Origin of the sequence: Stenotrophomonas sp. SKA14 (genome assembly GCF_000158575.1) — a bacterium.
In the GTDB taxonomy this organism is placed as follows: domain Bacteria; phylum Pseudomonadota; class Gammaproteobacteria; order Xanthomonadales; family Xanthomonadaceae; genus Stenotrophomonas; species Stenotrophomonas forensis.
This window is the reverse complement of record NZ_DS999412.1, coordinates 4,653,882-4,679,137: the sequence shown is the minus strand read 5'-3', so window position 1 is coordinate 4,679,137 and position 25,256 is coordinate 4,653,882. Positions and strand designations below refer to the sequence as shown.

Sequence of the window (25,256 nt, the reverse complement as noted above, 5' to 3'; positions counted from 1 at the left end):
GGGCGGTATTGGCCTGTTGCGCAGTCACTTCCGCGCAGACAGCATTTGCTGCTGCGGCGCTTCTCAGGTACCGTTGCGACGCTGCCACGACCGTGGCCGCAGGTCTTCTCGCGAGCCAAGCGATCCATGCATTGCCCCTTCTGCCAACATGCCGATACCCGGGTCATCGACTCGCGCGTCTCCGAAGACGGCGCGACGATCCGTCGTCGGCGTGAATGCGAGGCCTGTGGCGAGCGCTTCAGCACCCTGGAAACGGTTGAACTGAAGCTGCCGGCCATCGTCAAGAGCGATGGCACCCGCGAAGCCTTCGACCAGCGCAAGGTCCGCGCCGGCTTCGATCGCGCGCTGCAGAAGCGTGCCGTAGCCGAAGACAAGATCGAAGCGGCGGTGCGCGCGGTGGTTCACCAGCTGCGCATCAGCGGCGAGCGCGAAGTGCCCTCGATCAAGGTCGGCGAGTTCGTGATGAACGAACTGCGCAAGCTCGACCATGTGGGTTATGTGCGTTTCGCCTCGGTGTACCGCAGCTTCGAGGACGTGGCTGATTTCCGCGAGGAGATCGAGAAGCTGGAACGCGAGCTGCCGTCCAGCACCGAACAGCTGCAGTTGCTGGGCGATGTGATCGCCCTGACCAAGAAGAAGAAGGGCTGACGCCCTGGTGGGTGCCAACCTTGGTTGGCACAGATACCTGCTTCGGTGGGTGCCAACCTTGGTTGGCACAGAGACGGCATGGCATGCATCCACGCTTGCGGCGTTACCATGGCGCCATGACCACCCCGTTCTCCGTCCTTGACCACCAGCACATGGCCAACGCGTTGCGTCTGGCCGAGCGCGGTGCCTACACCACCCGCCCCAACCCGATGGTCGGCTGTGTCATCGCCCATGGCGAACGCGTGGTCGGGCAGGGCTGGCACCAGCGTGCCGGTGGGCCGCATGCCGAAGTGTTCGCGCTGCGCGAGGCCGGCAGCGAAGCGCGCGGTGCCACCGCCTACGTCACGCTGGAACCCTGCGCGCACTACGGGCGTACACCGCCCTGCGCGCTGGCATTGATTGAAGCCGGCGTATCGCGCGTGGTCGCGGCGATGCGCGATCCGTTCCCGAAGGTCGATGGCGGTGGCTTCGATCTGCTGCGCGAGGCCGGCATCGACGTGTCTGAAGGCTTGATGGCCGCGCAGGCACGCGAGCTCAACAAGGGTTTCCTGTCGCGCGTGGAGCGCAACCGTCCTTGGCTGCGGGTGAAGCTGGCCGCCAGCCTGGATGGCCGCACCGCGATGGCGGACGGCACGTCGAAGTGGATCACCGGCGCGGCGGCTCGCGAAGACGTACAGCACTGGCGCGCGCGTGCCGGCGCCATCCTCACCGGCGCCGACACCGTGCTGGCCGACGATCCGATGCTGACCGTGCGCCTGGCCGATGCCGAAGTGATGCCACCGCTGCGCGTCGTGCTCGATTCGCGCCTGCGGTCGCTGGAATGCAGCCGCGTGCGTGAGGGTGGGACGCCAACGCTGTACCTGCACAACGCGATCGTCAGTCCCCCCGATGCAGCCGACGCCGCATTCGCCAGCGTGGCGCTGCGCCATGGGCATCTCGATCTGGGCGCGGTACTGGCGCTGCTGGCCGACCGCGGCATCAACGAAGTGCACACCGAAGCGGGCGCGACCCTGGCTGGCGCGCTGCTGCGCGGTGGCTGGGTAGACGAACTGCTGTTGTACCTGGCGCCCACGTTGCTGGGTGACAGCGGCCGCCCGTTGCTGGCCGGCCTCGGCATCGATGCGATGGACCAGCAGCGCCGCCTGCGCGTGGTCGATCAGCGCCAGGTGGGTGAGGACCTGCGGTTGCTGCTGCGCGCGTAATGCTCTGGTAGAGGACGGCCTGGGTCGGCGCTGGGGCCCTTACGCTTCTTCCTGTGGCGCATTGCCGTTCTGCGGCCAGGTCACGACGTTGAAGTGGAACCATGCCTCCACATCGCCGCCGGTGTCGCGGCCATCGCGGTGTGCGGGCAGATAGCACCAGTCCCTGGCAGCGGCCATCGCCGCCTCGGCAAGCTGGGGATGGCCGCTGGATTCCAGCACACGCAATCCGGCCAGTCGGCCACTGGCCTCCACCCGCATCTGCAGGTGTACCTTACCGCTGCTGCGCACCCTGTCTGGAAAATGCGCCGGGTGGGCGGCCCGGGTCGTGGGTTCGATCGCCACCGAGTCACCCCGCTGGGTGAATGCACTGCAATCGGCACGTGCTGTGAATACCTTGCGCGGGGGAGAGGCGTACCTTCGCAGGCAGGCCACGAGGTCGTCATCTTCCGTGCAGCGCGGGGCATCGGTTTGCAGCCTGCTGCGTGCAGTTTCGCGCGCGACATCGCTGTCCGCTTGCTGCGGGCAGGCGGTCAACGCGAACAGCGCTGGTAGAAGTCCTGCCCATCGCGCGTTAGGTGGCATGACCATTTCCGGTATGAGCCTTCCACGCGTGGGTGTGTTCATTGGCATCCTGGCAGAGCGTGACGGCGATTGCTGTGGCGAATAGAGGCATGTACAGGGCAAGGCAGTACTGTGAATCAATCAGGCAGCATGCACCGGCGAATTCCACTTGACCATGCAACACGTCTGAAAATGACCGGGCGACGTCACGCCGATCTTGATGCCGTTGTTTGCAACAATCTTCATATCAAACCGTGCACTACGCACGCACAGTCACCGGCTGTCTCCCGTCGGTAACTGTCATGCTGCACCCAAACCGCAATCTGCTGCTTTCGGCGCTGCTTCTGCTCGGCGTGTCAGCTTCACCTGTCGTCTCCGCAGATGAGGAAGCGCCGGCTCCCGCGCGTGCCTACACACAGTCACAGGCCCTGCAGGACCTGACCGCCATCATTGAATGCCGTGCGCCTGCTTCGGTGCAGAAGCTGTTGTCGCCCCACCTGTGGGCGGTCGCGTTGGGCAACGAGGTCGCGCGCCCATTCGATACATGGGGTGTTGTCGAGCAGCCCAACGCGTCACTGCACGAGGTGGTCCTGCCCGAACCGATCACGGTGTTCGGTCACTCAACCACGCGAATTGCTGTTCTTTCCGAGGCCGTGATGGCAATCATCGAGGGCGTCACGCTGGAGGAGATGTCGCGTCAGCTGGAGATGCGGCCACTGAGTGCAACGGTGGCGCCGCACATCCACGTGCGGGAGCTGTCACTTCGCAACACGGGCGACATCGGATTCCAGGTACGCTCGATGACCGCATCGCGTATTTCCAGCCACCCCGGAGCTGTGCTGCTTGGCTGTGAGGATCGCTACGACACACGCATGGAGCAGTTGCGCAGGCGCGGCAAGGAACCTGACGTGGTGTTTGCTTCGGGGGTGGATATCGCCACCGAGCTCGATGACGTGCTGAGCTGCAAGGCCGATGCGCTGCGCAACTATACGGCGGGCTGGGCTGTAGCCATGTCTGCGCACAGCACTGACGCACGCTTCAAGGGCTGGAGAGACGGAGAGGATGAAGAAGGGTATAGCTGGTGGGCACCACCGGCGCCGGTGATGATCGCTGGGCGGCCCGTCTCACGCTTCGTCAAGGTCGGCCCGACCCTGTACGCGGAACTCGATGGCGACATCGCCGCAGCGCTGGCAGAAGAGTGGGATCTGCCCCCTTACGATGGCTGGGACGAGATCGCCTTCGTCGGCTTCCACGATACCCACACCGCAGCCGACGGGTGGTTGGAAGATCGCGCACGCATCGCGCGCGGTTGGAAGCCCGGCAAGACCCTGCATGGCTGTGATTACCAGCAGAATCGTCCGGAGTTCGGCGAACATCCGGACGACGATGACGAACAATGACAGTAATGCGGAACCGCCGGGCAGTGCCCGGCGTTACCACCTTACGCGCACGCGTCGGTCCACATCATCTCGGCGATCGGCCGCAGTGCCTTGCATTCCTGGGTCATTTCCTCGGCCGACTGCACCTGCGCCTTGGCCTTCAGTTCCTCGGCCATCGCATCCACGCCGCTGATCTGTTCCGGTGCGATCTTCGCCACGCACGCGCGGTGCTGCTGCAGCAGCAGGTCGCAGCCCGGCACGCCGGTCACCTTCGGTGCACTGGCCGCCTGCGCGTCCTGCATCCACTCTTCGAACGGCGCCAGAGCACCGGCCACGGTGCCGACCAGATCATCGAAATTGCCGCTGTACCAATAGCCATTGTCCTTGGCCGGGTACAGGGTGAAGTTGCCACTGACCGGCACGCGCGCGCCCGTCTGCAGTGCCTGGGTGTAGGCATCGGTGAACTGCTTGCGCACGGCCGGGCTGGCATCGGCGGCCAGGCTGGCGGCGAACAGCGGGCGTACCTTGCCCAGGTCGGGCAGCTGGCAGCTGTAGCTGATCCGCGCCAGTTTCTGGTCTTCCACGTATTCGTTGTCTTCAATCACGCTCTTGGTGGCGCGGCACTTCGAATCGCGCAGTGCCTTGGCGTACAGCGCTTCGGTGGCGGCGGCGTCCACCTTGGCGCCGGTGCTGGCCAGCACGGTCTGCCAGGGCTCGGCCAATGCCTTGGCCAGGGCGCCCGGGGTCGGGGTCACGGCGTCCTTGCCTTCAAAAGCGGGCTTCAGAGCGTCGTTGAGGCTGCGGGTGGCGGCGGCGTCGTCTTCCAGCAGCACGCGTGCATACAGGTCGAAGGCCTGCTCGGGCGACAGCGTGGCTGGTGCGGCGCTGGCGAACGCAGGGGCGCACAGCAGGGCGCTGGCGAGCAGGTTGCGCAGGGAAGTCTTCATGACGGTGTTCCGTTTCCAGTGGGTAGTGCAGAGGCGCGAAAGACTAGCGCATCTGCACGCGAATTCGTTGGCACGGGTGTGCAAGCCATGCGAACACCGCACTATTCGTCCTGAAGCGCATCGGTCAGTGCTGCGGGAAAGACCGAGAACAGCACCGGGGAAAGGGATTGCATCATGCCGCCGCCTGGGAAATATCCCATCTCGGCGCTTCCTTCCAGCACGGCGGTGCCGGTAATCGTATGCAGCTCTGCCATGCGCAGCTCCGATGCGATCAGATACGTAGCAAAAACCTCATCGTCCCGCAGTTTCTGCTGGATGTCCGGCTCGGCCAGCAGACCGCTTTCCGTATCCCACACCGGTACCTGGCAGGTGAATGTGACCCGCACCTTCCCGCCCGGTGCATTTTCGGCAATGACCTGTCCAGGCACTGCCCGGCAGTGGCTCCTGGCAAATGTTCTGGTGATCTGGGCGACCATCGCCTCGGTAAGTGCGGCCGGGACCTCCTCCGCCTCATCGCTTTGCCCGGTTACCGCTGCGCGCATTTTCGCTTCGAAATGGGCAAGTCCCCGAACCATATCGGTAGTCCACAGGCCGTCGGCGGGCAGCGCGCGGACCAGGGCTTCTGCGGCTTGGGCATCACTTTCCAGCAGGGCCCGGGCATATAGGTCAAAGGCCTGTTCCGGGCTCAGTTTTTCCGCGGTGGCGGCCTGCGCGGCAAGCGGCAGGCACAGCAGCAGGGGGAGGCGATAGGCCAGCATCATCCATCCAGAATGGGGAAGAGCCGCAGCCTGCGGCAGAGGGCCGCCGGACACCATGCAATTTGTCTGAAAAGACAGCCCCAAAAAAAAACGGGCCCCTTGCGGGGCCCGTTCGATCGCACGACGAGGAGCGATCGTTGGATCAGAAGCTGGCGCGCACGCCGGCCGAGTACTGGGTGACGTCACGGTAGCCGGAGATCTCGCCCACCAGGCCCCAGGTCCTGGTGAAGTTGATCTGGCCGCCCAGGGTGCCCACCCAGGTGCCCTTGAAGTTGTTGCCGCCGTCCATGTAACCGGTCTTGACCCAGGCTTCGGTCATGCGCGACGGCTTGCCGCGCAGGCCCACGGTGACGCGGCCCAGGTTGGTGTGGTCCTTGAAGCGCTCGGAGTAGCCGTAGTAACGATCGGTCAGCTCAACGTTCTGGCGCACCCAGGCGGCGTCGGCGGTGAAGTCGACGCGGTCGGTCCACGGCATGTGGTAGCCGATGCCCAGCTCCGGCTGGTCCAGTTCCAGCTTCAGCGAACCGTCGTTGTAGTGGTAGGTCTTGCGGGTACGCGACCAGCCGCCGAACACGTGCACCTGCTCGGAGAGTGCGAACGAACCGCGCAGATAGGCGCCGTCGACCTTGGGGTCGTCCAGTGCGTTGTCGTCAACCTTGACCTGCGTCCAGCCGCCTTCCACGTAGGTGTAGCTCAGGGCATCGGCCGAAGCCGAGAAGGGGGCGGCGGCCAGCAGAGCGGCCACGATCAGGATCTTGCGCATGGGAATTCCTGTGAATATCAGTCCATTGGCGAGCCTGCCCAGCGGGCGGCCCGTGGCGACCTCATGTCGTCCGGCGACGAATTTTAATGAAATTTTTACAGAATGCGAGCCACGGGGCGAAGGCATGGTCAGCAACGCGACGTCGGTCACAGCTGAACGTGGGATGGCCCGGCCCTGCGCGACCCCGGCAAGGCGGCTGGTACACTACCGGTGCCGGTTCGCCGGTACACAAACGTCTTCAGGGCGGGGTGCAATTCCCCACCGGCGGTAGGTGCGCAAGCACGAGCCCGCGAGCGCCCCGGCCTACGCCGGGGGTCAGCAGATCCGGTCCAATGCCGGAGCCGACGGTCATAGTCCGGATGAAAGAAGACGGTGCCACAGGGCTCATGCCCTGCGTGCGCCTGTTTGCCTTGCGGCGTTTTTCGCTCACTTTTCGCGGAGAACGTTACTTGTTTACTGGAATCATCGAAGGCGTCGGCCGTCTGGCCGCACGCGAATCCATCGGCGGCGATGTCCGCTTCACCTTCAATGTCGGGAATCTGCCGTTCGACAACGTGCAGATGGGCGAGAGCATCGCCATCAACGGCGTCTGCCTCACCGTCATTGCATTCGACGCCAGCAGCTTCCAGGCCGATGCCTCCACCGAGACCCTGGGGCTGACCACGCTGGGCCAGCTGGACGAGGGCGCGGTCATCAATCTGGAGCGCGCGATGCGCCCGACCGACCGCCTCGGCGGCCATCTGGTCAGCGGCCACGTCGATGGCCTCGGCCAGGTGCTGTCCATCCATGAAGACGCGCGCGCGCAGCGCTGGCGCTTTGCCGCACCGGCTTCGCTGCGCCGCTACATCGCCAAGAAGGGCTCGATCTGCGTGGACGGCGTCAGCCTCACCGTCAACGAAGTGGATGACGAAGGCTTTGAAGTCGCCCTGATCCCGCACACCGTGGCCAACACCGCCTTCTCCGCCTCGGGCGTGGGCAGTGCGGTGAACCTGGAAATCGATCTGGTCGCCCGTTACGTCGAACGCCTCCTGGGCGAAGGAGCACGCGCATGAATTTCGCCCCGATTCCGGAAATCCTGGAAGAGATCCGCCTGGGCCGCATGGTGGTCATCGTCGATGACGAAGACCGCGAGAACGAAGGCGACCTGATCATGGCCGCCGAGCTGGTCAAGCCGTCGGACATCAATTTCATGGTCACCCACGGCCGTGGCCTGGTGTGCCTGCCGCTCACCCGTACCCGCGCCGCCGATCTCGGCCTGGCGCCGATGGTGCAGGCCAATACCGCGCAGTTCCAGACCAACTTCACGGTCAGCATCGAGGCCGCCGAGGGTGTCACCACCGGCATCTCGGCGCACGACCGCGCGCACACCATCCGCACCGCGGTGAAGCCGAATGCCAGGCCGGCCGACCTGCACCAGCCGGGCCACATCTTCCCGCTGATCGCCCAGCCGGGCGGCGTGCTGACCCGTGCCGGCCACACCGAAGCCGGCGTCGACCTGGCCATGCTGGCCGGGCTGGAGCCGGCCGGCGTGCTGGTGGAGATCCTGAACCCGGACGGCAGCATGGCGCGCCGTCCGGAACTGGAAGTGTTTGCCCGCGAGCACGGCCTGAAGATGGGCTCCATCGCCGATCTGATCGCCTACCGCCTGGCTACCGAAAAGACCGTCGAGCGCGTCGATGAGCGCGACATCGACACCGAATTCGGCCCGTTCAAGCTCGTCACCTACCGCGACCGCATCGCCCACGACCTGCATTTCGCCCTGGTCCGTGGCACCCCGGACGCGGAAAGCCCCACGCTGGTGCGCGTGCAGGTGGAAAACCCGCTGGCCGACCTGCTGCACTGGCGCCGCGACGATTTCGGCGTGGCCGCCACCGATGCCCTGCGTGCGATCGATGCCGAAGGCGCGGGCGTGATGGTGGTGCTGTCGGCCCCGCGCGATGGCGAGGCCCTGCTGGCCCGCCTGCGCCAGCAGCCGGCGCCGGTGGTGCCGGGCAAGGACAAGGACGTGGGCCAGTGGCGCCGCAACGGTGCCGGCGCGCAGATCCTGTCCGATCTGGGCCTGGGCAAGCTGCGCGTACTGGGCACCCCGCGCCGCCAGGTCGGCCTGGCCGGGTACGGCCTGGAAGTGGTGGAGACGGTCACCCTGTAATGGGTAGTGCCGGCCGCTGGCCGGCAACCGCATCCCCGGGATTGCCGGCCAGCGGCCGGCACTACCACGCCTCCGCCAACGGTGGGTGCCGACCTTTGGCCGGCACGTCCCCGCGCGCCCACCGGCCACGGCCGGGGCCCATCCACGGTAGAATCACCCCCTTATCGAGTCCCCCAAGCCGCATATGAGCCACTACGAAGGCGATCTTCGCACTCCCGAGTCGGCGCGCTTCGCCATCCTGGCCAGCCGCTGGAATGCCCGCATCACCGACGCGCTGGTCGCGGGCGCCCGCCTGAGCCTGGCCGGCAACGGCATCAGCGAAGCCAACATCGACGTGATCCGCGTGCCGGGTGCCTGGGAACTGCCGCTGGTGGCTGCACGCCTGGCCGCCGCGCATGAACACGCCGCCATCCTCACCCTGGGCTGCGTCATCCGTGGCGATACCCGCCACTACGAACACGTGGCCGACCGCTGCGCCGAAGGCCTGATGCGCGTGCAGCTGGATTTCGGCGTGCCGGTGCTGAACGGTGTGCTGGCGGTGGAACGCGCTGAGGATGCCGAGGCACGTGCCGGCGGCAGCCACGGCAACAAGGGCGAGGAAGTCGCACTCGCCGCATTGGAAATGGTCAACCTGCTGGAGCAACTGCCATGAACAAGAACACCCAGGGCAAGCCCTCCGGTAAACCCGTCCGCCGCGATGGCGTCGATCCGGTGCTGCGCTCGCGCGCGCGCCGTCGTGCTGTGCAGGCGCTGTATGCCTGGCAGATTTCCGGCGGCAACGCACAGTCGCTGATCGCCCAGTTCGCCCACGAGCAGGCCCGCGAAATCGCCGATCTGGCCTATTTCGAAGCGCTGGTGCATGGCGTGCTGGACAACCGCCGCGACATCGACGAAGCGCTCGGCCCGTACCTGGACCGTGGCATCGAAGAAGTGGACGCCATCGAACGCGCCGTGCTGCGCCTGGCCGGCTACGAGCTGCGCTACCGTCTGGACGTGCCGTACCGCGTGGTCATCAACGAAGCCATCGAATCGGCCAAGCGTTTCGGTTCCGAGCATGGCCACACCTACGTCAACGGCGTGCTGGATCGTGCCGCCGTGGAATGGCGCAAGGTCGAATCGGGTCACTGACCCACCTGTGGTAGTGCCGGCCGCTGGCCGGCAGCTGCAGGGATCCTGAGGTTGCCGGCCAGCGGCCGGCACTACCGCCCACCGCGCACTGCGCGGCACGTACAACAGCGGGAACGCCCCATGTCCCTGGCCGAATTCGCCCTCATCGACCGCATCCGCGCCCGCACCCTGGAGCGCGACGACATCCTGCTCGGCATCGGCGACGACGCCGCACTGCTGCAGCCGCGCGCCAACGAACAGCTGGTGGTCACCGCCGATACGCTCAACAGCGGCGTGCACTTCCCGGTGGAAACCCCCGCCTTCGACATCGGCTGGAAGACCCTGGCGGTCAATCTGTCCGACCTGGCCGCGATGGGGGCGCGCCCGGCCTGGTGCACGCTGGCTCTGTCGCTGCCGGAAACTTCCGAAGACTGGATCGAAGCCTTTGCCGATGGTTTCTTCGCACTGGCTGACCAGCACGATATCGCGCTGATTGGCGGAGACACCACGCGCGGCCCGCTGTCGCTGTCGGTGACCGCGATGGGGCAGGTGGGCCGCGGCCAGGCACTGCGTCGTGATCGCGCGCAGGTGGGTGACGATCTCTGGGTGAGTGGCACGCTGGGCGATGCCGCCGGCGCATTGAAGCTCTGGCAGCAGGGCGCTTTGAACGTGGCCGCCGCCACGCTGTTGGCCGACTACGAACACCTGCGCCTGCGCCTGCTGCGGCCCACGCCGCGTGTAACCCTCGGCCTGCGCCTGCGTGCCTTTGCGCACGCGGCCGTGGATGTATCGGACGGCCTGCTGGCCGACGCCGGCCATATTGCCGCACGCAGTGGCGTGGCCGTGCATGTGGATGCCGACATGCTGCCGATCTCGCCGGAGCTGCGCGAGCTGCTCGGTCGCGAGGAAGCACGTGAGTGTGCGCTGCGCGGCGGCGACGACTACGAACTGTGCTTCACCGCCGCCGCCGATCAGCGCGACGCGCTGATGTATCTATCGCAGACGCTGGACCTGCCGCTTACCCGCATCGGCCGCATTGCCGAAGGGCAGGGCGTACAGGTGGATGGCGAAGCCGCCAGCGGCGGTTACCAGCACTTCGCGTAGAAGCAGCAATACCTGCTCTGGTGGGTGTCAACCTTGGTTGGCACGAATGTGTCCGGCGTCCGTGCCAACACCGTGTCGACCAAGGTCGACACCTACCCATGCGGGGCGTGCCGGAATTGCTCTGGTGGGTGTCAACCTTGGTTGGCACGAATGTGTCCGGCGTCCGTGCCAACACCGTGTCGACCAAGGTCGACACCTACCAAAGCCATGGACTTGGTTGGCACGAATGTGTCCGGCGTCCGTGCCAACTCCGTGTCGACCAAGGTCGACACCTACCAATGCCGTGGGCTTGGTTGGCACGAATGTGTCCGGCGTCCGTACCAACGCCGTGTCGACCAAGGTCGACACCTACCCATGCATGGCAATTACACGTGCGGAACCGGCGCGCCGAAACGGTTTTCGCCCGGCGTGCCCGGCAGCAGCAAGAAAACCAGCACCACCAGGCCCACCACCGGCACCAGCATCAGCAGATACCACCAACCGGAGCGGTCGGTGTCATGCAGGCGGCGCACGGTCACCGCAATCAGCGGAACGATCACCGCCAGCCACATCACCACGCTCAAACCTGTCGAAACCAGCGCCAGCGTGCCCGACTGGGTGTAACCCGCAATGAAGCTCAGCACATACAGCGGGAGCGAGAGAATTACGATGAACAACTGGAACCACCAGAACTCACTGCGGCTGGCGCGCCCGCTGAACTGCGCATAGCGGTTCATCGGAATCATCATCTTGTGCATCGGCACTCTCTCAAAAAAAGGAAGCGCGCACTATCGCTGCTGGGGTAACGGTACTCCATGCAACTTGTTGCAATCGCAGCACGAATTTCTGTAGAGCCGAGCCCACGCTCGGCTGCCTGGCGCAAATAAGAAAGCCGAGCATAGGCTCGGCTCTACATATTCAACGGGCGATCTTCGCCTCGGCATCGCGCGATGTTCCGTAGTCATCCAGCCACTGGAATTTCAGCGTGGCCGGCACCGTGGCGCCCTTCGGCACAGGCAGGCTGATGCGCTCGCCCGGCGGCACCATGTCCACTTCGATGGTCTTGCCATCGGGCAGCGCCAGGTTGGCCAGCGTCACGTGATACGCACTGGGGTTGTGCAGCTGCAACGCTCCACCTTCAACACGCCATTCCAGCGCCGCTGCCGCATCGCGCGCATGGCCCGGCAAGCCGGCGGGCCGGTAGAACAGCTTCACTCGCGTGCGCACCGCAAATTGCAGCAGGTTCCTGCCTTCCGCATTCTCCGGCTTGGGCGGAATATCCAGCAGGTTGAAGTACAGCAGCGATTCGCGGTCCGTCGGCAGCGCCGCAGCGGCCATCGGTGCGTAGGTCAGCCGGAACGCCTGCGCATGCCCGGCATCGATGCGGCGCGTGGTGGGCGTCAGCACGAACGGCAATTTCTGGCTGCCCGCCTTGGCACTGGCATCGCCATCGTCCAGCCACACCTGGGCCAGGGCCACGTTGTCGCCGCGGTTGTTGGCGTTCACCGTCACCGCACCCTTGCTGCCGTCGTAGATCACCCGCGTGCCCTGCAGCGTCACCGCAGCAGAGGCCGGAAGTACTGCGGAAGCACCGGCCAATGCCAGTACTGCCGCGCATGCGCGAAGGTTCATCGAAGTTTCCTCGGAAAGAACCGCCCGGCAGCACGCCGCCGGGCGGCGTGCGCTTACTTGTAGACGATGTCCATCTGCGCGGTCGCGTTGGCCACGCCGGCCACCACATCATCAGCAGCGCCCGTCTTGGTGTACCAGACGCTGTGCTTGACGGTATTCGGTGCAGTATCGGTGACGTTGACGAACTGGGTCGGCGCAGTGTTGATCTTCAGCTGGGTATCGGTGGTGTCAAAGATCTTGTACGCCACGCCTGCGGCACCACCGGTCGTCAGCTCCAGCGCGCCGTCGGCAGTAGTCGGGCCGCTGAACTTCACGGCCACATCGTGCGAGCCACTGGCGCCCGGGCAGGCCACTTCCACGTCCAGATCGCGACGGCCAATGCGATCGTTGCCTTTCAGGTCTTCAAGATCCATCTTGCCCATCGTCACCGCCACGCCGCCATTGATGGTGGCAGTGCAGGTGGTTTCAACGATCTCGCCGGTAATGGTCAGATCAGCAGCATTCACGGCCGGGGCAGCGGCCAGCAGGATGGCCAGTGCCATCGGGGTCTTCAGGTTCTTCATGGGTGTGCTCTTCAACAAATGATGGAATCGGGAACGCCACCCTCATCTGTGCGAAGGGTGGCCGGGGCAGGAGGCGTGATGTCTGTCGGCAGATCCGTTACCGACGCGGGACGAGGCACGCCCGTTTTTCTGCCCGGCGCATGTTCGGCCCGACGTCGCCCGCACTCCATACAATTAGTTGCAAACGCTTACATCCACTGAAAACTGCAAGTAGTTGCATATCCGCCAGCACGGTCGCGCCCTAGTCTGCACGCCTCCCACGACTACCGGGGCTGCACTGCGGCCGCGTCGACGCTATGCGCCTGTCTTCCTCCAACTGCTGCAGTTCCGCGCGACAGCCCCTGCGCCTAACTGCGCTTGCCACTGCCATCAGCACCACGCTGGCGTTTGCCGCTGCAATGCCGGCGCACGCGCGCACCGGTGGAGAAGTGGAATTCAGCGAAGGCTTCGCCAGTGGTTTCGTCGGCGAAGACCTGGCGCGCTTCAGCATGGGCAATCCGGTGGAGCCGGGTCGCTACAACGTCGATATCCATCTAAACGGCGAGTTCATCCGACGCGATGACATCGATCTGGTGGCGTCAGATACACCACATGTCGCTCGGCCCTGCGTGCCGGCAAATCTGCTGCTGGCGTTGGGCCTCAGCGATGCCTCCCGCCAGGCCGTGGAAGCGTCAGAAACATCGCACTGCGTCGATGTAGAGGCAGTGATTGAGGGCGCACGCGTACGCTACGACGACAGCCAGCTGCGCCTGGATATCTCGTTGCCGCAGGTCGCGCTGCAGCGCCAGGCGCGCGGCTTCGTCGCGCCGGAACTGCGCGACCACGGCATCACCGCTGCGTTCCTCGGCTACAGCGTCAACCATTACCGCAACCAGGGCCAGCAGAATACCTACGCGGGCATCACTACCGGCCTCAACCTGGGGGCATGGCGGCTGCGCCACCGCAGTTCGCTCAGCCATAGCCCGCAGGGCACGCACTTCACCACGCTCAACAGCACGCTGCAGCGTGATCTTCCGCGCTGGAACAGCCAGCTCACGCTGGGCCAGGCCAACACGGGTGGCGAACTGTTCGACAGCGTCGGCTTCACCGGTGTGCGTATAAGCACCGACGAACGCATGCTGCCCGATTCGCTGCGCGGTTATGCGCCAGTGGTGCGTGGCGTAGCGCAGAGCAACGCACGCGTCACCATCCGCCAGAACGGCGCGGTGCTGTACGAAACCACGGTGGCGCCGGGTCCGTTCGCCATCGACGATCTCTACCCCAATGCCGGCAGCGGCGATCTGGAAGTAGCCGTCACCGAGGCTGATGGCCGCGAAGAGCGCTTCACCGTCGCGTTCTCTGCCGTGCCGCAGGCGCTGCGCGAAGGCAGCCAGCGTTTCAGCGTCACCGCAGGCGCGCTGCGCAATACCGGCCTGGCGCAGAACGCGCTGCGCTTCACCGAAGGCACCTACGCGCGTGGCGTTAGCAACCGCATGACGCTGCTGGGCGGGGTGCAGGTTGCCGAGCACTACCAGGCCGGCCTGGCCGGTGCAGCGTTCAACACACCGTTCGGCGCCATCGGTGCCGATATCACCCATGCGCGCGCCAACGTGCCGGGCCTGCCGGCGCAGAGCGGCCGCAGCTATCGCGTGAACTACCAGCGCAGCGTGGCGCGCACCGGCACCAACCTGGGCCTGGCCGCGTACCGCTACAGCACCGAAGGCTTCCTCACCCTCACCGATGTGTCGCAGCTGTCGTTCGACCGCCCGCAGGCGGCCGATGCGTTCGTCATGCGCACCCGCCAGCGCTTCCAGGTGAACTTCTCGCAGCGTATCGGCCAGCGCAGCCAGCTGTATGTCAGTGGCGGCCACGTCGCCTACTGGAACCGGCCGGGCAAGCAGAACGATCTGCAGCTGGGTTTCCACAGCAGCTACCGCAGCGCCAACTACACGCTGTCTGCCACGCGCTACCGCATGGCCAACGGCGCACCCGATACGCGCCTGTCATTCATGCTGAGCGTGCCGCTGGGCCGCAGTGGCAACGCCCCGCGCGCCACCGCTACCTACAGCGACAGCCGCCTGGGCAGCCAGCAGCAGCTGGGCGTCAACGGCAACCTGGGCGAAGACCGCGCGCTGTCCTACAGCCTGTCGGGCAACCGTGGCCAGGGCAGCAGCGGCTACAACGCCTACGCCAACTACCAGGGCAGCCATGCCGATCTCAGCGCCGGTTACAGCCACGCCAACGGCAGCAGCAGCTTCAATGCCGGGGCCACCGGTAGCGTGGTACTGCACCGGGGCGGCATCAACTTCGGCCCGTCGCTGGGCGAGAGCTTCGCGCTGGTGGAAGCGCAGGGCGCGCAGGGCGCGAAGGTGGGCAGTGGCCGCAACGTCACCGTGGCCGGCAACGGCTATGCCGTGCTGCCCTATACCAGCCCCTACCGCTGGAACCAGGTACACCTCGATACCGCCGCACTGCCGCTGGACGTGGAAGTGCAGGCCAGCTCGCAGCGCGTGGCGCCCAGCGCCGGCAGCATCGTCAAGGTCAGCTTCCAGACCCGCAACGATCGCCTGTGGCTGATCGACGCCAGCGATGCCGACGGCCAGCCGCTGCCCTACGGCGCGCAGATTGCCCACCCCGATGGGCGGGTGCTGGGCCAGGTGGGGCAAGGTGGTGTGGTGGCCCTGCGTGGGCTGGAAAACACCGGGCTGGTGCATGTGCAGACCGAAGACGGCATCGCCTGCCGCCTGCACTACGCCATGCCCGATACCCCCGATGCACACGGCCAGTACTGGGCACAGGCGCGCTGTCTGGCGCCGGGTCAGGAACTACTGGCCGACGATGTTCCCTCTTCAACTACCGGAGCTTCCCAATGAAACCTTCGCACCTGACTCTCGCTGCATTGCTGTTCGGCGCCGCGCCGCTGGCCCATGCCGATACGGCCAATATCACCGTTACCGGCAAGGTATTGCCGGGTACCTGCACCATGGCCATTGCGCCGTTGACGCTGGATGACATCGACGCCACCGATCTGAAGGCCGGGCATGACAATGGCCTGAAGACAGCCACGCTCAACTTCACCGGTTGTGTAGGCGTGGGCAGCATCGACCTGACCTTCAATGGTACCGGCGACGCCGCACAGGACGGGCACTGGAAGAATGACGCGCCCACGGGCGGGGCAACGGGCGTCGCGGTGGCGTTGCTGGATGGTCCCACCGGCCCGAGCTTCTTCAAGAACGGCGGGACGAAACAAGTAGCCGTCAATGGCACAGCCACGGCCAAGCTGGATATGGGTGTGGGCTACTTCCGCAAGGCCGGAACGCCGCTGGTGGCAGGTGCAGTCAGGGCCCAGATCACCGTTACCGCCGACTACAAGTAGTACAGGGAGTCGTCCCGTGAAACAGCCCGTACTTCTTCGTTCCAGCGCCCGCACCCGGCTGCGCGTCGTTGCTGCGGCGCTATTGTCACTGGCTAGCGCCCATGTCATGGCCTGTACGTCGTCGGGCAGCAATGCGGCTTATCTGACCGCCGATCTCAAATCCACCGATGCGCCGGGCACCATCACGATGCTCTCCGGCTCGGCCACCTGGATGAATGGCTGTGGCACGCCCCGAGCGCACCAGTTGGAGGTGTCGCTGGAGGGCATCGGGCTGAAGGCCGTATCGACCATCGATTACCAGGGCAAGACCTACGTCACGTATGAACTGAGCGCGACGTCGCCTCTGTTCTTCTTTCCGATGAACATTAAAACCTCCGGCGCCGGTGCTCCAGGTGGCTTCGAGCGCATTCCCGCCAAGGAAGGTGTGGGAACGCCAGTTACCTCCTATACGGTAACGAACAACCAACTGTTCTCCCACCCTCACCTGGGTGTGGTGGCACGTGCGGGCATGCAGCCGGTTCCGCTGACCCAGTTGGGTACCGAGGTGGCACAACATACCCAGTTCACCTACTCCAACCGGCACGCGGTGTATGTAACGGTAAACATCGAGCAACCCACGTGCAGCCTCAGCGACACGGCGTTCACGCTTACCGAGATCAGTGCTGACGTAGTGGGTGCGGTAGGCGACAGCAGCCATGAGCAGACCTTCCCGGTGAAGATGCAGTGCGAAGCGGCGGGCATTCCGGTGAAGCTGACGCTGACCGATGCGAATGACCCCACCGCCACCGGCAGCCTGCTGAAGCCGACCGCCCATGCAACAGCGGAGGGCGTGCAGGTGGAACTGCTGCGCAACGGCGTGCCGGTGAAGCTCGGCCAGCAATGGGACCACGGTGCATCGGGCAATGGTGAACAGAACATCGATCTACAGGCGCGCTACACCCGCGTGCCGGGCGCGTTGAAGATCGGTGACGTGGAAGGTCAGGCGGTGATCACCGCTACTTACCGGTAGCCGTTTCTCTCTATCTGACAGGACGCAAGACGATGGCAATTCCGACATTCAAGCTTGAGCCGAAGCGACGCATCGTCCGTAGCCGCTGCGCGTGGATAGCACTGGGTCTGCTGGCCTCGGCCACTGCAGCTGCCTGCACCGGCCAGTACAGTACAGGTGGAGCAGTAACGATGGTGATCGACGCCTGGGATGACGTGGAACAGGATAAGTTGATCGCTAACTTCACTGGGGGAAGCGGCAATGCCCAATTTCTGACCGGGTGCTCGTACAGCCAGGCAGTTCCCATGGATGTAACCTCAGTCCTTCCCGGCCTGGAGTTCGTTCGCAACGTCACGGTGTATGGGAAAACCTATCCAGCCTTCGGTTTGATTGCTTACCCACGTTCACCCTTGCTGATTTTCTCCCACCATGTGTGGACGGGCTCTGGCAGTATTCGCGAGGAGCCGCAGCCGCTGGATATCCGCGGTACGATTAATTTTCCTTCAAAGCCACTGGACTCCAGTGGCCGCGGCTCGAAAGTGACGATGGCCGCCGTGTCTCGTGGAGGCATTATGGAGCCAGTGCCTTCCATACAGCTGGGAACTGTAAGCCGGCAGTCGCCGCTGTACCCCGCCTTCGTCAAGACCGACACCATCACAATGACGGCCAATCTGCGTATACCCACCTGCAAGCTGTCTGACACGCCAGTTGCCTTGGTGGACGTGGCCGCAGCCGATCTTCCCGCCAGCGGCAGCCATGCAGGCGAGCGTGACTTCAACGTGGCGATGGACTGCAATGGCGCGTTCCCCATTGAGGTGGTACTGACCGACGCCAACTTGCCGGGCAATACCGGCAGCCGCCTGACGCCCACCGCAAACAGCACTGCCGGCGCGGTGCGCGTAGAATTGCTGCGCGAAGGCGCGCCGGTGGACCTGGGCACCAGTTGGACGATTCCGCTCACCCAGAACGGACGTCAGAACGTCACCCTGGCTGCGCGCTACTACCGCGAGGCGGGTACGTTCCATGGCGGCGTGGTGGAAGGCCAAGCGGTGATTACCGCCACCTACCGCTGAGCCCCGCTTTTGTAGAGTCGAGCTTGCTCGACTGCCTTGGCCGAGAGCAGTCGAGCAAGCTCGACTCTACAGGAGCCCCGGTGGCGTCGGTCAGGCTACGTAGACCTGCGTATCCACATATTCCGACAACCCCCTGCACGCCAGCAGCAGGCCCTCGCGCACGTCGTTGCCCACCTGCTGCGCTTCTTCACCATCCAGACGCACGCGCTCGCTGGCATGCAGCAGTTCCAGCAGCACCGTAAGCCCGGCGTTGGCGCGGTTGATGCGCGCCAACGCCATGCACTGGCCAGATGAACGACCCTTCCGCTGTAGGGGCTGGCCATCGGCCGCCTCCACCTCGCGGATGCGTTGCAGGCAATCCAGCAGGGTGATGCCGTTGGCGGCAGGGTTCGCGGCGAGGGTGGTTTCCAGCGGCTCGGCAATCTCAGCGGGCAGCTGGTTGGCAAGATCGCCCAGGGTGGCGAACAGGAACGGGTAGCGATTGGCGCTCATGGCAGCTTCCTCATACGTTACGCGAAGGATCCGCCCTGCTTAACAGCAAGGGCGGCGGACGATGCGTGGTTCCAATACCGGTGGTAAGTATGCGAAACGCCGGCGGGCACGAGGCCCCCACGCACCGCCCGCCATAAGTGCGCGGACAGAATGCCTGCCGACGCCGCCCAGAGGGAATGGACGACGCCGACAGGCAAGCGTAAACAACATACTTATCCAACGGGATTGGAAGCCCGTGCCACCCGTTGTCGGTGGCCGCACATGATTCGCATGCAGCACCAGTGCTGCCAATGAGAAAAGTTGGAAAGTAGAAAAAATACGAATGTTTGCAGCGACGTGGCGAAAGTCGTCAATGCGTGCAGATCGCGACATGTCTTGTGGGGAACTGAAAGGACGGCTGTACCGGTTCGGGATCGCTCCCTGCTGAAGCCTGTACCCTCTCACCCCCAACCGATTGATGGAGATGGAAATGACTACGGCTCGAACCTGGCGCGGACGGGTGTTCATCGGCACAAGTGTCGACGGCAAGATCGCCCGCGACGACGGTACGCTTGATTGGCTGACCGACATGCCAGCACGCCGCCACAAGATCAACGGGACGATCGAGCATCCAGCACTGATCTGGAACACCTTCATTGAGAAGATTGACGCCATCGTCATGGGGCGGGCCACCTACGAGACTGTCGCCGGGTTTGACGAGTGGCCGTTTGAGGGTATGCAGGTGGTCGTACTGACGACGCGTGGCCAGATCGATGACCCGCGTGTGCGAGTGGCAGGATCTGTCGAAGAGGCGACTCGGCTTCTTGAAGACCTGGGCGTCCAGGACGTGTACATCGATGGCGGCCGCACCATTCAAGCGTTTCTGCGCGCGGATATGGTTGACGAGATCACGATCTCGGTCGCACCCGTCGTGCTCGGGGCGGGGCGTTCCTTGTTCGGCGAGTTGGAAACCGAGCTGCAACTGGTGGTGCGGGGGAGTCATGCGACAGACGATGGACTGGTTCGCACGACGTACGAGGTCGTTCGCTAGAGCAGACCTGCTGCGCGTGATCGTCGACAGAATGTATGCGGTGCAGCGCACCCGCGGCGACATTGAGGGGCACCGGTAGAGCCGAGCCCAAGCTCGTCTGCTCTTCGTAGAGTCGAGCTTGCTCGACTGCAGCCGACAACAGTCGAGCAAGCTGGACTCTACGCCGGGCGCAAAGGTAGTCGAGCAAGCTCGACTCTACGAAAGCGTTGCACGCCCTCAGACCGGCGGCAGCACCTTGCCCGGGTTGAGAATCCCATCCGGATCAAGCGCGGACTTGATCGCACGCATCGCCGCCAGCGTTTCGCGGGTGAACGCCTGGGCCATGAAATCGCGCTTGGCCAATCCAATCCCGTGTTCGCCGGACAGCGTGCCTCCGAGCGCCAACGTCAGTTCGAAGATCTTCGGCAGTGCGGCATGCGCGCGGGCGTTCTCATCCGCATCCTCCGGGTGGTACAGGATGTTGACGTGCAGGTTGCCGTTGCCGGCATGGCCGAAGGTGACGATGGTGAGCGTGTAGTCGCGTGCCAGTGCCTGCACACCCGCTACCAGATCGGGAATGCGCGATACCGGTACCACCACGTCTTCGTTGATCTTGCCCGGGGCGACGCTGCGAAGTGCCGGCGACAGGGCTTTGCGAGCGGCCCACAGCTGGTCGCGCGCGCGGCCTTCCATCGCCACGTCCAGCGCGATCATGCCGTCGCCTTCAGCGGCGCTGGCCACTGCCTGCAGCAGGTAGGGCAGGGTGTCGTGGTCGCCATCTGCTTCGACCAGCAGCATCGCGCCGGCCTCGGGCACTTCGGCGCCGTTGAGGCGCAGCAGTTCCAGGCTGCGTGCATCCATGAATTCCAGTCGGGTTGGCACGACCGGCTGCGACATCAACCGCGATACGGCGGCAGCGGCGGCATCGGCATCGCGGTACAGCACGCGCAGGCCGGCCTGGCTGACCGGAAGCGGGGTCAGCTTCAAGGTGGCTTCCACGATCAACGCCAGCGTGCCTTCGCTGCCCACCAGCAGGTGGGTGAGGTCGTAGCCGGTGGAGTCCTTGGTGTAGGCGCCGCCGCAGCGGATCACCTCGCCAGTGCCGGTGACCGCCACCAGGCCCAGCACGTTGTCGCGGCTGGTGCCGTACTTCACCGCGCGCGGGCCGCCGGCATTGCAGGCCAGGTTGCCGCCCACGCTGCAGATATCTGCGCTGGACGGATCCGGCGCCCAGAACAGGCCGTGCGGTGCCAGCGCCTGCTGCAGCGTGCCATTCAACACGCCCGGCTGCACCACCGCGCAGCGGTCACCGGCGCGGATCTCGACGATGCGGTCCATGCGGGTGAACGACAGCACGATGCTGCCCGGCAACGGTACCGCCGCACCGGTGGTGCCGGTGCCTGCGCCGCGTGCGACCAGCGCGATGCCATGCACGCGGCACGCACGCACCAGCGCCTGCACCTGCTCCACATCGGCGGGCAGCGCCACTGCCGCAGGGCGCTGGTGGCGCCACGAGTTGTCCTGCGCATTCGCTTCCAGCGCGCTGTCGTCCATGCGCCAGCCCTCCGCGCCCAGCAGGGCAGACAGTTCGGCAACCAGTGCGGCGGGCAGTGCGGTACTCATGACGGATCTCGCGGGGAAGCAGGGGTATCAACGGGGAGGCGCGCCCTGGTGGGCGCCGACCAAGGTCGGCCTCCGCCGGGCTGCGCGCTTTTGGTAGGTGCCAACCTTGGTTGGCACAGAAGCGCCGACCAAGGTCGGCCTCTACCAGAGCAAGTGGGCGCCGACCAAGGTCGGCCGCTACCGGGCTGCCGGCTTTGGGTAGGTGCCAACCTTGGTTGGCACAGAAGCGCCGACCAAGGTCGGCCATTACCAGAGCAGGTGGGCGCCGACCAAGTTCGGCCTGTACCAAAGCAGAGGGTTGCCATCAGCAGTCGTCCAACCGGAACGCATCACGCAGCCAGTGCAGCTGCGGCGGTTCGCCACTAGCTTCCACCACATCGAAGCGGCAAGGTGCATTGGCCAACTCCGGGTTGTCCTGCAGGAACAGCTGCGCGGCATGCGCCAGGCGCCGGCATTTGCGCGCATCCACCGACGCGGCGCCGCCACCGAAGTCCGAACGCGCGCGGTAGCGCACTTCCACGAACACCACGGTGCCGGCATCGTCCATCACCAGGTCCAGTTCACCGCCGCGATAGCGCACGTTGCGCGCACGTGGCTGCAGGCCAGCCTGTTGCAGATGCTGCTCGGCGGCGGCTTCCACCGCCGAGCCACGTTGGCTGCGCTCAGCGACCACCGACGATCGGCATCGGCCGGCCACCATTGAAGGTGGACCACGCCGGCTGGCGCAGGATGTTGCCGTTGCTGTCCAGGAACAGGGTGCCAGTGGCGCCGTCCAGGCCGCCTTCGTTGGACAGCTTGTCCAAGTAGGCGGTGATCTTCCAGGCGTCGGCGCCGAAGGCGAACAGGCGGCCGGCGGCACCGCGTGCGCTGGGCAGGGTGCTGGCGACCTGGCTGGCCGACGGCAGGCCGGACACGCTGCGCACGTTCCAGGCTTCGTTCGGGTAGACGATGCCGTCCAGCGCCACGTCTTCTTCCACCTTGCCGCTGCCGACAGTCAGCTGCGAAGTGCCGACGCGGGTGGCGCCGCCGGCACCGGCCAGTGCCAGCTGTGGTGCGAGCAGGCGCGCCTGCGGTGCACGCACGGCGAGGAACACGGCATCGACCTGACCGGCGTTGCGCACCTGTGCGCCCACATCACCCACCGCATCGCTGACGCCGATCGTGGCCACCACCTGACCACCACGCTGGGCGAAGCGCTGCGCGAAGGCGGCGGCGGCACGGCGGCCGGTGTCGTCGGCGCTGTTGATCACCAGTGCCTTGCCACGCTCGCGGCCACGCAGGTATTCGGCGGCCACGATGCCGTCGTCTTCCGGGGCCAGCGAGAAACCGGCGCTGCCGGCCGGCGGTGCATCCTTGCCGCGGTTCAGCGCCAGCACCGGCACCTGCAGCTGCTGGCGGCCGTACACCGCGTCCACTTCGTCGCGGCCCAGCGGGCCGACCACGAAGTCGGCACCGGAGGCGACGGCCTTGTCATACGCGGCCAGTGCGCCGGCCGGGGTGCCGGCGGTGTCGATGAAGTTGATGTCCGGGCGGCGGCGGGTCTCGCCGTAGTAGGCGGCCAGCAGGCCATCACGCACCGGCTGCGCGGCGGTGGCCAGGCGGCCGCTGAGCGGCAGCAGCACGGCCAGCTTGACCGGCGGGCGGTAGCCATCGCTCAGTGCCGGCGCGCGCTTGCTGGTATCGAACTGGGCTGCGCCATCGCGATCGAACGGCCGCGGCAGCGGCAGACCGCGTGCGATCAGTGCGCGGCCGGCGAAGTTGTACAGCGGGTCGTTGGCCGGCAACGCGGCGGCACGGCTGCGCAGAGTGGCGTCATCCAGAGTGCCAAGCAGGCCGGCGATGGCGGCCTGGTTGTCGCTGCGGGCGCTGCCGGTCAGGCCGGCATGGGCGCGGGCGCGCTCGGCGGCGGCGCCGAAGCTGTCACCGGTGCCCTGCAGTGCCTGCGCACGGGCCAGCAACCAGCGGGTGCGCAGGCCGACCGCAACGCTGTCGGCGGAGTCCTTCAGCAGCGCCAGCGCCTGCGCCGGCTGCTTGTCGGCCAGCGCCAGCTCGGCACCGGTCAGCTGGTAACGCTGCAGGCTGGCGCCGGTCAGCTGGCGGGCGGTGAGCTGCCCGAGCAGGCTGCGCGCGCGGGCGCTGTCGCCGGCCAGGTGCCAGGCCCAGGCCGCGTCGGCCAGGGCGTTGCTGCGGGCACCCCCGCGCAGGGTGGCGGCCAGGCCCTCCAGCTGCAATGCGGCGTCGCGCGGCTTGCCCTGTTCGATCAGCGCCAGCGCCTGGCTCTGGGCCGGCGAATCGGGCGTGCTGGTCAGGCTGGTGGTGGCACAGCCGGCCAGCAGCATCAGCGACAACGACAGGGCGGAGATCCGTGCGGCGGGCTTGTTCATGATCGGGTCCATGCGATGAGGGCAGCGGCCTTGGCCGGGTACACGCTACGATTCTACCCTTGCCCCGTGAGTACCGCTGAAATGAGTGTCCCAACCCTGTACGTCGTCGCCACCCCGATCGGCAACCTGGCCGATCTGAGCCCGCGCGCGCAGGAGGTGCTGCGTTCGGTGGCCGCCATCTGTGCCGAGGACACCCGCCGCAGCGGCCAGCTGCTGTCCCATTTCGGCATCCAGCAGCCGCTGGTGGCCCTGCACGAGCACAACGAGGAAGCGCTGTCGCAGCGCCTGGTGTCGCGGTTGCAGGCCGGTGAATCGCTGGCGCTGGTGAGCGATGCCGGTACGCCGCTGGTCAGCGACCCCGGTTTCCGCCTGGTGCGTGCCGCGCGCGCGGCCGGCATCAAGGTCAGCCCGATTCCGGGCGCCTGCGCGGCCATCGCCGCACTCAGCGTGGCCGGGCTGCCCAGCGACCGCTTCAGCTTCGAGGGCTTCCTGCCGGCCAAGGCCAGCGGACGCCGTGACCGCCTGCAGCTGCTGGCCGGCGAAGTGCGCACGATGGTGTTCTACGAATCCTCGCACCGCATCGCCGAGTCGCTGGCCGACATGGCCGCCATCTTTGGCGGCGAGCGCCCGGCGGTGCTGGCGCGCGAGCTGACCAAGCTGTTCGAGACCGTGCTGGATGGCGACCTGGCCGGTCTGCTGGCGAAGGTGGAAGGCGACGAGAACCAGCGCAAGGGCGAGTTTGTGGTGATGGTGCAGGGCGCTGGCGATGACGAGGAAGCGCAGCTGGCGCATGGCCGCCGCGTCTACGCCAAGCTGAGCGAACACCTGCCGCCGTCGACGGCCGCCAAGCTGGCCGCCGAATTGACCGGCGCACCGCGCAAGGCGTTGTACGGCAGTTGAGGGATCGTGCGGACCAAGGTCCGCACCCACAAAAGCAGAATCCGCACCCACCAGAGCGGAATCCGCACCCACCAGGGCAGCGGAATCGGTAGATCCACGCCATGCGTGGATGGATGAACCGGATGCCGCGATCAGCGCGGCAGGAAGTGCGTGCGTGCGCTAGAATGCGCGCTGGCGGAGCCGGCCAGACAGTCGCGTCATCCCTTCGGGGGTGCCGAGGAAAGTCCGGGCTCCATAGGGCAAGGTGCCAGGTAACGCCTGGGCGGCGAAAGCCGACGGAAAGTGCAACAGAAAGATACCGCCTACGTCTTCTTCGGAAGGCCGGTAAGGGTGAAATGGTGCGGTAAGAGCGCACCGCGAGTCTGGCAACAGACCGGCACGGCAAACCCCACCTGGAGCAAGACCAAATAGGGATCCTTTGGCGCGGCCCGCGTTGGATCCGGGTAGGTTGCTTGAGCGTTGCGGTGACGTAACGCCTAGAGGAATGACTGTCCACGACAGAACCCGGCTTATCGGCCGGCTCCGCCTCCTTCTTCTATATGCATGAACCGCACATCGGTAGTGCCGGCCGCTGGCCGGCAACCTCCTCACCAGCAGACGCATCGTGCTGTTGCCGGCCAGCGGCCGGCACTACCGGGAT

Annotated in this window: 25 protein-coding genes, 1 other RNA gene and 1 riboswitch; of the genes, 15 read left to right on the top strand and 11 right to left on the bottom strand. The window is 65.8% G+C overall.

The annotated features are described in order from the left end of the window. The first annotated feature begins 126 nt into the window (after positions 1-126). Positions 127-648 carry a transcriptional regulator NrdR gene (gene nrdR, locus SSKA14_RS21520; protein ID WP_008268493.1) on the top strand — a complete coding sequence of 174 codons (522 nt, stop codon included), beginning with the start codon at positions 127-129 and terminating at the stop codon, positions 646-648. A 116-nt stretch (positions 649-764) separates the two neighbouring features. After that, a complete protein-coding gene (gene ribD / locus SSKA14_RS21515) occupies positions 765-1,850 on the top strand; it encodes a bifunctional diaminohydroxyphosphoribosylaminopyrimidine deaminase/5-amino-6-(5-phosphoribosylamino)uracil reductase RibD (RefSeq protein WP_050413401.1) in 1,086 nt (361 codons plus the stop codon). 39 nt (positions 1,851-1,889) lie between these two features. Here ribD and SSKA14_RS23150 read toward each other — a convergent pair whose 3' ends face one another. After that, positions 1,890-2,474, bottom strand: coding sequence for a TonB family protein (locus SSKA14_RS23150; RefSeq protein ID WP_157636001.1), 585 nt, complete (start codon positions 2,472-2,474; stop codon positions 1,890-1,892). Between the two features lie 239 nt (positions 2,475-2,713). Between SSKA14_RS23150 and SSKA14_RS21505 the strand changes: the two genes are divergently transcribed. Then, positions 2,714-3,811 carry a hypothetical protein gene (locus SSKA14_RS21505; protein ID WP_008266592.1) on the top strand — a complete coding sequence of 366 codons (1,098 nt, stop codon included), beginning with the start codon at positions 2,714-2,716 and terminating at the stop codon, positions 3,809-3,811. Positions 3,812-3,852: 41 nt separating this feature from the next. Here SSKA14_RS21505 and SSKA14_RS21500 read toward each other — a convergent pair whose 3' ends face one another. The 3 genes from SSKA14_RS21500 to SSKA14_RS21490 all read right to left on the bottom strand — a co-directional run bounded on the left by SSKA14_RS21500 (position 3,853) and on the right by SSKA14_RS21490 (position 6,258). After that, a complete protein-coding gene (locus tag SSKA14_RS21500) occupies positions 3,853-4,737 on the bottom strand; it encodes a hypothetical protein (RefSeq protein ID WP_008268430.1) in 885 nt (294 codons plus the stop codon). Between the two features lie 101 nt (positions 4,738-4,838). Then, entirely contained in the window at positions 4,839-5,495 is a 657-nt protein-coding gene (locus SSKA14_RS23145; protein WP_050413399.1) for a hypothetical protein, read from the bottom strand. Between the two features lie 142 nt (positions 5,496-5,637). Then, the gene (locus tag SSKA14_RS21490; RefSeq protein ID WP_008265909.1) at positions 5,638-6,258 is read right to left on the bottom strand and encodes a hypothetical protein; all 621 of its coding nucleotides are present in this window, start codon (positions 6,256-6,258) and stop codon (positions 5,638-5,640) included. Positions 6,259-6,488: 230 nt separating this feature from the next. Then, a riboswitch (FMN riboswitch) is annotated at positions 6,489-6,633 on the top strand. Between the two features lie 74 nt (positions 6,634-6,707). On the opposite strand from SSKA14_RS21490, the gene SSKA14_RS21485 reads away from it, so the two are divergent. From SSKA14_RS21485 to thiL, 5 genes are all read left to right on the top strand, one after another. After that, entirely contained in the window at positions 6,708-7,310 is a 603-nt protein-coding gene (locus SSKA14_RS21485; protein WP_040008930.1) for a riboflavin synthase, read from the top strand. Beyond that, positions 7,307-8,407 (top strand): 3,4-dihydroxy-2-butanone-4-phosphate synthase, encoded by a 1,101-nt coding sequence (gene ribB / locus SSKA14_RS21480; protein WP_008265585.1) that lies wholly within the window; start codon positions 7,307-7,309, stop codon positions 8,405-8,407. The genes SSKA14_RS21485 and ribB overlap by 4 nt, the downstream gene beginning before the upstream one ends. Positions 8,408-8,591: 184 nt before the next feature. Continuing rightward, positions 8,592-9,059 (top strand): 6,7-dimethyl-8-ribityllumazine synthase, encoded by a 468-nt coding sequence (gene ribH / locus SSKA14_RS21475; RefSeq protein ID WP_008266794.1) that lies wholly within the window; start codon positions 8,592-8,594, stop codon positions 9,057-9,059. Then, entirely contained in the window at positions 9,056-9,535 is a 480-nt protein-coding gene (nusB, locus tag SSKA14_RS21470) for a transcription antitermination factor NusB (RefSeq protein ID WP_008266434.1), read from the top strand. Before ribH ends, nusB begins: the two co-directional genes overlap by 4 nt. Positions 9,536-9,655: 120 nt before the next feature. Further along, on the top strand, positions 9,656-10,618 hold the full coding sequence (thiL, locus tag SSKA14_RS21465) for a thiamine-phosphate kinase (protein WP_008265095.1): 963 nt from the start codon (positions 9,656-9,658) through the stop codon (positions 10,616-10,618). A 365-nt stretch (positions 10,619-10,983) separates the two neighbouring features. On the opposite strand, the gene SSKA14_RS21460 is transcribed toward thiL, so the two are convergent. The 3 genes from SSKA14_RS21460 to SSKA14_RS21450 form a co-directional block, all read right to left on the bottom strand. Further along, positions 10,984-11,355 (bottom strand): DUF805 domain-containing protein, encoded by a 372-nt coding sequence (locus tag SSKA14_RS21460; protein WP_008267101.1) that lies wholly within the window; start codon positions 11,353-11,355, stop codon positions 10,984-10,986. A gap of 160 nt (positions 11,356-11,515) precedes the next feature. After that, positions 11,516-12,229 (bottom strand): fimbria/pilus periplasmic chaperone, encoded by a 714-nt coding sequence (locus SSKA14_RS21455; protein ID WP_008267708.1) that lies wholly within the window; start codon positions 12,227-12,229, stop codon positions 11,516-11,518. 53 nt (positions 12,230-12,282) lie between these two features. Further along, positions 12,283-12,792, bottom strand: coding sequence for a fimbrial protein (locus SSKA14_RS21450; RefSeq protein ID WP_008267588.1), 510 nt, complete (start codon positions 12,790-12,792; stop codon positions 12,283-12,285). A 296-nt stretch (positions 12,793-13,088) separates the two neighbouring features. Between SSKA14_RS21450 and SSKA14_RS21445 the strand changes: the two genes are divergently transcribed. Genes SSKA14_RS21445 through SSKA14_RS23895 form a run of 4 tightly spaced genes read left to right on the top strand, consistent with a single transcriptional unit; the run spans position 13,089 to position 18,208 of the window. Beyond that, positions 13,089-15,644, top strand: coding sequence for a fimbria/pilus outer membrane usher protein (locus SSKA14_RS21445; RefSeq protein WP_157635999.1), 2,556 nt, complete (start codon positions 13,089-13,091; stop codon positions 15,642-15,644). Beyond that, positions 15,641-16,147 carry a fimbrial protein gene (locus SSKA14_RS21440; RefSeq protein ID WP_008267853.1) on the top strand — a complete coding sequence of 169 codons (507 nt, stop codon included), beginning with the start codon at positions 15,641-15,643 and terminating at the stop codon, positions 16,145-16,147. Before SSKA14_RS21445 ends, SSKA14_RS21440 begins: the two co-directional genes overlap by 4 nt. Positions 16,148-16,163: 16 nt before the next feature. Then, complete coding sequence (locus SSKA14_RS23140) at positions 16,164-17,156, top strand: fimbrial protein (protein WP_157635997.1); 993 nt, start codon at positions 16,164-16,166, stop codon at positions 17,154-17,156. 32 nt (positions 17,157-17,188) lie between these two features. Continuing rightward, entirely contained in the window at positions 17,189-18,208 is a 1,020-nt protein-coding gene (locus SSKA14_RS23895; RefSeq protein WP_008266536.1) for a type 1 fimbrial protein, read from the top strand. A gap of 90 nt (positions 18,209-18,298) precedes the next feature. Here SSKA14_RS23895 and SSKA14_RS21425 read toward each other — a convergent pair whose 3' ends face one another. Continuing rightward, on the bottom strand, positions 18,299-18,700 hold the full coding sequence (locus SSKA14_RS21425; RefSeq protein ID WP_008265840.1) for a hypothetical protein: 402 nt from the start codon (positions 18,698-18,700) through the stop codon (positions 18,299-18,301). A gap of 469 nt (positions 18,701-19,169) precedes the next feature. Between SSKA14_RS21425 and SSKA14_RS21420 the strand changes: the two genes are divergently transcribed. Further along, positions 19,170-19,730 carry a dihydrofolate reductase family protein gene (locus tag SSKA14_RS21420; protein ID WP_157635995.1) on the top strand — a complete coding sequence of 187 codons (561 nt, stop codon included), beginning with the start codon at positions 19,170-19,172 and terminating at the stop codon, positions 19,728-19,730. Positions 19,731-19,946: 216 nt separating this feature from the next. Here SSKA14_RS21420 and SSKA14_RS21415 read toward each other — a convergent pair whose 3' ends face one another. The 3 genes from SSKA14_RS21415 to SSKA14_RS21405 all read right to left on the bottom strand — a co-directional run bounded on the left by SSKA14_RS21415 (position 19,947) and on the right by SSKA14_RS21405 (position 23,716). Then, a complete protein-coding gene (locus tag SSKA14_RS21415; protein ID WP_008265731.1) occupies positions 19,947-21,332 on the bottom strand; it encodes an FAD-linked oxidase C-terminal domain-containing protein in 1,386 nt (461 codons plus the stop codon). Positions 21,333-21,636: 304 nt separating this feature from the next. Continuing rightward, on the bottom strand, positions 21,637-22,005 hold the full coding sequence (locus SSKA14_RS21410; protein ID WP_040009909.1) for a YraN family protein: 369 nt from the start codon (positions 22,003-22,005) through the stop codon (positions 21,637-21,639). Beyond that, positions 21,995-23,716, bottom strand: a complete 1,722-nt coding sequence (locus SSKA14_RS21405; RefSeq protein WP_040008927.1) for a penicillin-binding protein activator — start codon at positions 23,714-23,716, stop codon at positions 21,995-21,997. Before SSKA14_RS21405 ends, SSKA14_RS21410 begins: the two co-directional genes overlap by 11 nt. Before the next feature lie 81 nt (positions 23,717-23,797). Between SSKA14_RS21405 and rsmI the strand changes: the two genes are divergently transcribed. Both rsmI and rnpB read left to right on the top strand, forming a co-directional pair. Continuing rightward, a complete protein-coding gene (gene rsmI / locus SSKA14_RS21400) occupies positions 23,798-24,616 on the top strand; it encodes a 16S rRNA (cytidine(1402)-2'-O)-methyltransferase (protein ID WP_008265809.1) in 819 nt (272 codons plus the stop codon). 176 nt (positions 24,617-24,792) lie between these two features. After that, positions 24,793-25,144: RNase P RNA component class A (gene rnpB, locus SSKA14_RS23165), an RNA gene on the top strand. The last annotated feature ends 112 nt before the right edge of the window (positions 25,145-25,256 follow it).

Bases quoted from the DNA above. Each gene is read 5' to 3' on its own strand.
- nrdR (WP_008268493.1), top strand. From the start codon at position 127: ATGCATTGCCCCTTCTGCCAACATGCCGATACCCGGGTCATCGACTCG.
- ribD (WP_050413401.1), top strand. From the start codon at position 765: ATGACCACCCCGTTCTCCGTCCTTGACCACCAGCACATGGCCAACGCG.
- SSKA14_RS23150 (WP_157636001.1), bottom strand. From the start codon at position 2,474: ATGAACACACCCACGCGTGGAAGGCTCATACCGGAAATGGTCATGCCA.
- SSKA14_RS21505 (WP_008266592.1), top strand. From the start codon at position 2,714: ATGCTGCACCCAAACCGCAATCTGCTGCTTTCGGCGCTGCTTCTGCTC.
- SSKA14_RS21500 (WP_008268430.1), bottom strand. From the start codon at position 4,737: ATGAAGACTTCCCTGCGCAACCTGCTCGCCAGCGCCCTGCTGTGCGCC.
- SSKA14_RS23145 (WP_050413399.1), bottom strand. From the start codon at position 5,495: ATGCTGGCCTATCGCCTCCCCCTGCTGCTGTGCCTGCCGCTTGCCGCG.
- SSKA14_RS21490 (WP_008265909.1), bottom strand. From the start codon at position 6,258: ATGCGCAAGATCCTGATCGTGGCCGCTCTGCTGGCCGCCGCCCCCTTC.
- ribB (WP_008265585.1), top strand. From the start codon at position 7,307: ATGAATTTCGCCCCGATTCCGGAAATCCTGGAAGAGATCCGCCTGGGC.
- ribH (WP_008266794.1), top strand. From the start codon at position 8,592: ATGAGCCACTACGAAGGCGATCTTCGCACTCCCGAGTCGGCGCGCTTC.
- nusB (WP_008266434.1), top strand. From the start codon at position 9,056: ATGAACAAGAACACCCAGGGCAAGCCCTCCGGTAAACCCGTCCGCCGC.
- thiL (WP_008265095.1), top strand. From the start codon at position 9,656: ATGTCCCTGGCCGAATTCGCCCTCATCGACCGCATCCGCGCCCGCACC.
- SSKA14_RS21460 (WP_008267101.1), bottom strand. From the start codon at position 11,355: ATGCACAAGATGATGATTCCGATGAACCGCTATGCGCAGTTCAGCGGG.
- SSKA14_RS21455 (WP_008267708.1), bottom strand. From the start codon at position 12,229: ATGAACCTTCGCGCATGCGCGGCAGTACTGGCATTGGCCGGTGCTTCC.
- SSKA14_RS21450 (WP_008267588.1), bottom strand. From the start codon at position 12,792: ATGAAGAACCTGAAGACCCCGATGGCACTGGCCATCCTGCTGGCCGCT.
- SSKA14_RS21445 (WP_157635999.1), top strand. From the start codon at position 13,089: ATGCGCCTGTCTTCCTCCAACTGCTGCAGTTCCGCGCGACAGCCCCTG.
- SSKA14_RS21440 (WP_008267853.1), top strand. From the start codon at position 15,641: ATGAAACCTTCGCACCTGACTCTCGCTGCATTGCTGTTCGGCGCCGCG.
- SSKA14_RS23895 (WP_008266536.1), top strand. From the start codon at position 17,189: ATGGCAATTCCGACATTCAAGCTTGAGCCGAAGCGACGCATCGTCCGT.
- SSKA14_RS21425 (WP_008265840.1), bottom strand. From the start codon at position 18,700: ATGAGCGCCAATCGCTACCCGTTCCTGTTCGCCACCCTGGGCGATCTT.
- SSKA14_RS21420 (WP_157635995.1), top strand. From the start codon at position 19,170: ATGACTACGGCTCGAACCTGGCGCGGACGGGTGTTCATCGGCACAAGT.
- SSKA14_RS21415 (WP_008265731.1), bottom strand. From the start codon at position 21,332: ATGAGTACCGCACTGCCCGCCGCACTGGTTGCCGAACTGTCTGCCCTG.
- SSKA14_RS21405 (WP_040008927.1), bottom strand. From the start codon at position 23,716: ATGAACAAGCCCGCCGCACGGATCTCCGCCCTGTCGTTGTCGCTGATG.
- rsmI (WP_008265809.1), top strand. From the start codon at position 23,798: ATGAGTGTCCCAACCCTGTACGTCGTCGCCACCCCGATCGGCAACCTG.